Origin of the sequence: Stenotrophomonas sp. GD04054, assembly GCF_029836955.1 — a bacterium.
Classification (GTDB): domain Bacteria; phylum Pseudomonadota; class Gammaproteobacteria; order Xanthomonadales; family Xanthomonadaceae; genus Stenotrophomonas; species Stenotrophomonas maltophilia_A.
Map to the genome: position 1 here is coordinate 20,355 of NZ_JAOECR010000056.1, position 7,117 is coordinate 27,471.

Below are 7,117 nucleotides of genomic sequence, written 5' to 3' on the forward strand. Positions count from 1 at the left end.
TTCCCCCTCAAGGACGACCGGCCATGCGCACCCGCACGAAACTCGGTCTATCGCTCGTGGCCCTGTTCTCTTCGCTGCCGCTGATGGTCGCTACAGGCAATGGCTACTTCATCCTGCTTCTGCTGATCGGCCTGCCCGCAGCGATCCTGTTCTGGTTCGATCTGGGCCGTGAACTGCGCGCCATCCCCACTCCCACCCGCTCCGAGCGCGCGCTGGGATTGGCAATGGGCATTCCACAGGTGCTGTTCGGACTGTTGTGCGCGGGGATCGGCCTGATCCTGGTGGCCTGGATCCTGTACAACCTGCTGGTCCAAACGCTGCCACAGTTCCGCATTCCCTCACTGGCCGCCTTCGCGGTCGGGCCGATGATGATCGTGGCCGGACTGGGATGGGCACGCACCGCGTTCCGCCGTGCCAGCCTTGAACAGGATGACCCGGAACAGGACATTCCGGATTGACCGCCTTCATGGAGTCGAGCATGGCTCGACGCTGCAACGGCGCCGGGCTGAGCCCGGCGCCGTCCCTTCATCAGAAACGCAGGTCCGCGCGCAGGTACCAGTAGCGGCCACGCGGGATGTCATAGGTCGAAGCGTCGTAACCGTTCAACGAGCACGACAGGCAGATCGGCGGATCCTTGTCGAACACGTTGTTCAGGCCAGCGGTCAGCTGCAGCCCCTTCATCCAGTCGATCTTGTAGCCCACCTGCATGTCATGGAAGGTGGTGGCCGACAGCGTATTGGTGCCTGCGGCCTGGTTGCTGCAGACCGGGAATACAGAGGCGTCACCGCAGTTCTCGGTCAATTCGGAGATATGCCGAACGGTCCAGTTGGCACTCCAGCGGTCCAGCGTCCAGCCGATGCTGGCATTGCTGGTCCATTCCGGAATCGAGCTGTCGGCCACTTCCACGCCCGGCTTCTGCGGCTGCTTCTGGCCCGCCGCACCGGTGGCCTCGTAGCGGCCGACGAACGTGTTCTTCCAGCCCAGCTTGAACTGGCCGATCGAGCTCTGCGGCAACGTCCAGAACAGATCCACGTCCCAGCCATCGGTCTTGATCGAGCCGAGATTGGTCAGGCGGTTGTTGAAGCTGCTCACTGCACCGGTATTTGCGCGGGTGATGCCATCGCAGTAGATCGGATCCAGCGTTTCCACGCACAGGTCCAGCTGGGTCTGCGCGTTGATCGCCTGGATCGCGCCATCGATGGCATGGCGATAGAAGGTCACCTCCACGTCGAAGCGCTCGGACCACGAGGTGTTGTTGCCAAACCACGGGCTCCACACGAAACCGGCACTGAAACTGCGCGAGCGCTCCGGATCCAGCTCGCGGTTGCCGCCGGTGGTCACCGAGATCTGCGAGTTGGCCTGCTGGAAGCCGGCCGGCACGCCCAGCGCGGCACAGTTGGCGGCGCTGCCGCGCGGCGGCGTACCGCCCAGGCCCACCGAGCATGGATCGAACAACTGCAGGTCGGCACGCGCGGCCGAACCGTACAACTCACCAATCGACGGTGCACGGAAGCCCTCGGCATAGGTCGTGCGCAGCACGAAATCGTCGGTCACCTGCCAACGCAGGCCGTACTTGGGCGTGAACTCGCCACCGAAGGTGGAGTAGTCCGAATAGCGGCCGGCCAGGCTCAGGTCCAGCTTCTTGCCGAATGAAGAGTCGGCGAAGATCGGCACGCTCAACTCCAGGTAGGCCTCGTTGACGTCATACGAGCCGGATGTCGGCTGCGAAGGCACGCCGTTGTAGTGGCCCGCCACCGTCAGCGGATCGGGCTGGTACGAACCCTCGTACTTGCGATACTCGAAGCCGGTAGCGAACGACACCGGGCCGGCCGGCAGCGTGAACAGGTCGCTGGACAGGTTGGCGGTGAACAGGCTCAGTTCGTTCTGGCTGCGGTCACGCACCACCGGCTGGATCCACTTCAGCATGTCCGGCGTGATCGAACCGGCACCGCCGAAGATGTTCAGCGGCACGCAGCCCGGCGTCGCCGCACAGACGGACGGATCGCCCAGCGCCATGTTGACGTTGTAGATGTTGTAGCTGCCGTAGTTGGTCTGTTCGGCCTTGTTCTTGCTGTACATGCCGTTGACGTCCCAGTACCAGCTGCGGTCAGCCGCCTGGAAGTTGCCGACGAAGCCGGTGGCGAAATACGTGGTGTCCACTTCCTGCTTGAAGACGCGCGCACCGCCTTCCACCGGACGGCGACCGATCAGGCTCAGGTTGTCACCCGAGACCAGGTCGAAGCCGAACGGGTTGTACGGGTTGAGCGCAGACACGGTGATGTTGTCGGCCAGCGGATTGCCGGTGGCGCCATCGGGACCGAAGAACAGCGGCTCCGGGCCGGCCTGGTTGGTCGACTCACGGCGGTTGCCCAGTGCCTTGACGTACCACTGCACGTTGTCGGTGATGTCGAAGCGGAACTGGCCGAACAGGCCCTTACGCTCCGACGGTGTCAGCACCATGTTGTATTCGGCGAAGTTGAAGCGATCAGCACTGGTGAAGCAGTGATAGTCATCGGTGCGCGCGCAGCCGGCACTGCCGTCGTAGCGCGGGTTGCTCACGCCGGTATTGGGCACGATGTTCTGCACCGCACCGGTGTTCGGGTCGGTGAACATGAAACGGCCCTGCGGAATGCCACCGCTGCCGAAGGCCAGGCCGGTGCCGGGAATCGGGAAGCGCGACTGCTCGCGGTCCTTGGCGAACACCGGATCCTGCTTGGTCCAGCTGGCGCCGAGGAACAGGCTGAAGCGATCACCGCTCTTGCCCCAGGCCAGGTCCACGCCCTTCTGCGTGCCATCGCCCTTGCTGTACTCGCCGTAGTTCAGGGTCACCTGGCCGCCATCGAAATCACGACGGGTGATGATGTTGACCACGCCGGCAATGGCATCGGAGCCGTACAGCGACGACGCGCCATCTTCGAGCACTTCGATGCGCTCGACGATGGCCAGCGGAATGGTGTTGAGGTCGGTGGCCGAGCCCACACCGGAGGCGGACGACTCATTGACCCAGCGGATGCCGTCAACCAGCACCAGCACGCGCTTGGCGCCCAGATGGCGCAGGTCCACCTGCGCCGAGCCAGCACCTACACCACTGCCATCGGGCGGGAAGCCGAAGTTGCCGGACGAATTGAACTTGGCATTGAGCGCGGAACCGGAACCGGTGAGCTGCTGCAGCACTTCGCCGATCGAGGTCAGGCCGGTGCGTTCGATATCACCGCGGGTCAGCGTCTGGATCGGCACCTGGCCTTCGACTTCAGCGCGCTTGATGCGGGTACCGGTGACTTCCACCGCATCGAGGTTGGTGGTGGATTGTGCAGCGGCACCCAACGGTGCCAGGGTCATCACGCACAGCGCGACGGCAACCGCCAAAGGGCGGTGGTGCAGGTGATTCATTCGCTCTCTCTCCAAAGGAATGTCGGGACATGGGCTGCCGCACTCCCTCCCTGCATGGCGGCGCCGTCTCCTTTGTAAACAAGTAGTAAAAATCGCGACGTGACCGGCGACACCCTTTCACGCAATCATGACGAATGATCCATCGGCATCCGCAATTGGTTCAACATCTAGGAATTATTTTAAATTCCAGACTTTTGCCAGATTGAACCACGAATCCGGCAGAGACTCAGACCTCCGACGCTCAAAGCGAGGTCCAATCGTGAAAGCAACTACTGCCAGACTGCAAGCAGCGATCTTCGCACTTTTCTTCTTTTCATTTGCAGGTGAATCCGAAGCAGGCGGCCTCATCGAGTGCAACAATTGTGTATCGCCCAAATCCGTCGCTCTACAGTCTGGATCTGGCCTCACAGTGATAATTGACTTCGAAAAAGCACAACTGACTGCATTCGATGTTGAATATGATCGGGAAATGAGAAAATGGAGAGCCCTTCCGACCCCCGTACCCAGCCAGATCCAAATGGCATTTCTCCGGATTGTGGAAAGTGTATCTGGCGTCAGTGATCAGCCGAGCCACGCTCTTCCAAATGCGGGGGGAGGCGCAATGGTCCCTCTCCACCCCGACAATCCGGGGAATTCCAATGGGATGCGATTTCCAGAATCGTACAAATCGTCCGACGCGTTCGAGATCGTAAGCTCTGCGACCATGAGGACGCGACTAGGCCAGTATTTAGCCTTAGAAATCGCAGGAGCCAATACAAGCAACCCAGCGTGGAACAGCTTCGCGCTTTCCATACAGCAATTTTCGCTCAACTGGGCAAGCATCAAAGGGGGCGGATCAGTCAATATAGTAATTACTTGGAGAGACGGATCAAAAACCCTCTATCGAATCACCCCTGATAACGTAGCAGAGGCCAAATACCAGAAAGGTGAGAGCCGGGACGGCACTGGAAACAAGGTCCCAGATGAGACCATTGCAGATCCTGTCACGGCTCCTTCTTACGCTGGACAGTATTACTTCCGCCACGACGGCGATGTCGATAAATGGGCCCGCTCTGCTCAGATGTATGGCGTGCCGGTCCAACGCGGGTCCAGCAGTCGGATTTCCTGCAGCTGGGACGGCCGCACAGTCTATTGCCAGCAATACTGACTAAAGGTGGGCGCTGTTGAGGGCACATCGCCCCCCCCCCAACAGCGCCCCACCCATCTCACCGCACGAACGCAATGCGCTCCATGCCGGTCGCCTCGGCTGCGGCCAGAATCCTCGCCATGCCTTCGTATTCGGCCGCCGGATCGGTGGCGATGCGCAGCTCCGGCAGGTTGCCGGCATGTTCGCCCGCCTGTGCATGCAGACGCGCCTGCAGCTCACTGATCGCCATCGGCTGGCCATTCCAGCTCAGCTGGTTCGATGCGTCCAGGCGCAGCTCGATCGGCGGCGGCGGTTCGGGACGGTCGACCACGCGATCGGTGGCCTGTGGCAACTGCACGGCTATCGGCCGGGCCACGATCGGCGCGGTCACGATGAAGATGATCAACAGCACCAGCATCACATCCACCAGTGGCGTGACATTGATGTCCGCCAGCGGGCCGCTTCTTCCTGCGCTACTGAACGCCATGTGCCGCTCCCTGCAGCCGGGCCGTTCGCCCAAGCTCGACACTACGTCGCCCGCAGGCTCGCGAGGCAGTGCCTGCAGCACGAGCATTCAGCTGCCGTTGCCGACCCATCGCGTGCACGCAATGCGAAACTGAATTCAGCCATTGCCCGCTATGCTGCCCGCCATGACCCGACGCTCTTCGACCGCCCTGTCCCTGCTGCCCTTGGCCACCACGCTGCTGATCGGCTGCGCCAATGCCCAGTCCCTCGACGCCCAGAACGCGCAGCTGAAGGCCGCGATCGCTTCCGCCGAACGCGGCCAGTTCGATCCCGGCCAAGCCGCCGCACTCAGCCGCCATCCTGCATACGGCTGGCTGGAGTACGCCAACCTGCGCCGCAACATCGACACCGTCGATACCGCGCAGGCGCAGGCCTTCCTCAAGCGCTACGACGGCCAGGCCGTGGCTACCACCTTCCGCAGCGTGTGGCTGCCCTCGGTCGCACGCCGCCAGGACTGGCCGACCCTGCTCGCCAACTGGGCGCCCACCGACAACGCCGGCCTGCGCTGTGCGCAGCTGACCGCGCGCCAGGTGACCGGTAAGGTCGATCCGCAGTGGATCAGTGAAGCGCAGGATCTGTGGCGCAAGAACGGCAAGTCGCTGCCGGACGGCTGTGATGCCGTTTTTGCCGTGCTGCAGGCACAGGGTGGTCTGAGCGACGCGCTGCGCTGGGAACGCATCGACGCTGCCGCCGACGCCCAGCAACCCGCTGTGATGCGCAGCGCCGCACGGGGCCTGCCTGCCACCGACCTGGCGCTGGCCAACAATTACGCCGCCTTTGTCGACAAGCCCAACGCCAGCGCGTTGAACTGGCCGCGCAACGAGCGCAGCCGGCGCATCGCCACTGATGGCCTGGCCAAGCTGGCCAAGGCCGATCCCGGCGCCACCGAACAGCAGCTGCCTCAGTACGCGCAGGCATTGGGCCTGAGTGCCGACCAGCAGGGCCAGGTGCTGTACCAGATCGCACTGTGGACGGTGGCGTCCTACCTGCCCGATTCGGCGCGCCGTCTCAATGCGGTGCCGGAATCGGCGTACGACGAACGCCTGCACGAATGGCGAGTGCGCGAAGCGATGTCGCGCGGTGACTGGCCGGCAGCGCTGACCGCGATCCGCAAGATGGGCAGCAAGCAGCGCAGCGACCCGCGCTGGCGCTACTTCGAAGGCCGCATGCTGGAGAAGACCGGCCAGGCCCAACAGGCGCAGCCGCTGTTCCGCGAGGCCGCGCGCGCACCGACCTTCCATGGTTTCCTCGCCGCCGACAAACTGCAGCAGGGCTACACGCTGTGCCCGTGGAAGCCGAACGACAGCGCGCAGGCACAGGCGGTGATCGCACGCGATCCGGCCATCCAGCGTGCGATGGCGCTGTACCAGATCGATCGCGCCGGCTGGGCCGTGGCCGAATGGAACAGTGCGCTGTCGCGCTTCGATGACACCCAGCGCCGCCTCGCCGTTCGCGTGGCGCAGGACAATGGCTGGTTCGACCGCGCCGTGTTCGCACTCGGCAAGCAGCCGCAGGAACAGCGCCTGTACGACCTGCGTTTCCCGCTGCACCACGACGCCACCATCCGCCGCGAATCGGCACGCAACGCGATCGATCCGGCCTGGGTGGCGGCAGAGATCCGCGCCGAGAGCACCTTCACCCCGCGCGCGCGCTCGCCTGCCAACGCCATGGGCCTGATGCAGGTGCTGCCGGCCACCGGTGCCGGCGTGGCCAAGTCGATCGGCCTGACCGGCTACGGCGGCGCCGACAGCCTGTACGACCCGGACACCAACATCGCCATCGGTACCGCCTATCTGCGCCAGCTGATGAACAAGTACGACGGTCTGCCGTACGTGACCATCGCCGCCTACAACGCCGGCCCGACCCCGACCGCGCGTTGGCAGGGCCAGCGCCCGGGTTATGACCCGGACCTGTGGATCGAGACCATCAGCTACAAGGAAACCCGCGAGTACGTCGCGCGCGTGCTGGCCTTCAGCGTGATCTACGACTGGCGCCTCAATGGTGATGCGCTGCCTCTGAGCGACCGTCTGATGGGCCGCCTGGTGGACAAGCGCAAGAGCTTCAGCTGCGCCGCCA

Annotated in this window: 5 protein-coding genes; 3 read left to right on the forward strand and 2 right to left on the reverse strand. The window is 63.6% G+C overall.

What is annotated here, in order from left to right:
- Positions 1 to 23: 23 nt before the first annotated feature.
- Complete coding sequence (locus N7573_RS19175) at positions 24 to 458, forward strand: hypothetical protein (RefSeq protein ID WP_279943248.1); 435 nt, start codon at positions 24 to 26, stop codon at positions 456 to 458.
- Between the two features lie 70 nt (positions 459 to 528).
- Here the strand turns inward: N7573_RS19175 and N7573_RS19180 are convergent, their stop codons facing one another.
- Positions 529 to 3,390 (reverse strand): TonB-dependent receptor, encoded by a 2,862-nt coding sequence (locus N7573_RS19180; protein ID WP_032128961.1) that lies wholly within the window; start codon positions 3,388 to 3,390, stop codon positions 529 to 531.
- A 259-nt stretch (positions 3,391 to 3,649) separates the two neighbouring features.
- Here N7573_RS19180 and N7573_RS19185 point away from each other — a divergent pair, with 259 nt between their 5' ends.
- Complete coding sequence (locus N7573_RS19185) at positions 3,650 to 4,537, forward strand: hypothetical protein (RefSeq protein ID WP_279913754.1); 888 nt, start codon at positions 3,650 to 3,652, stop codon at positions 4,535 to 4,537.
- 58 nt (positions 4,538 to 4,595) lie between these two features.
- On the opposite strand, the gene N7573_RS19190 is transcribed toward N7573_RS19185, so the two are convergent.
- Entirely contained in the window at positions 4,596 to 5,003 is a 408-nt protein-coding gene (locus N7573_RS19190) for a biopolymer transporter ExbD (RefSeq protein ID WP_049463309.1), read from the reverse strand.
- A gap of 151 nt (positions 5,004 to 5,154) precedes the next feature.
- Between N7573_RS19190 and N7573_RS19195 the strand changes: the two genes are divergently transcribed.
- Positions 5,155 to 7,117, forward strand: a 1,963-nt coding sequence (locus N7573_RS19195) for a transglycosylase SLT domain-containing protein (protein WP_279943249.1), incomplete at its 3' end; no start/stop codon positions are given.

Bases quoted from the DNA above. Each gene is read 5' to 3' on its own strand.
- N7573_RS19175 (WP_279943248.1), top strand. From the start codon at position 24: ATGCGCACCCGCACGAAACTCGGTCTATCGCTCGTGGCCCTGTTCTCT.
- N7573_RS19180 (WP_032128961.1), bottom strand. From the start codon at position 3,390: ATGAATCACCTGCACCACCGCCCTTTGGCGGTTGCCGTCGCGCTGTGC.
- N7573_RS19190 (WP_049463309.1), bottom strand. From the start codon at position 5,003: ATGGCGTTCAGTAGCGCAGGAAGAAGCGGCCCGCTGGCGGACATCAAT.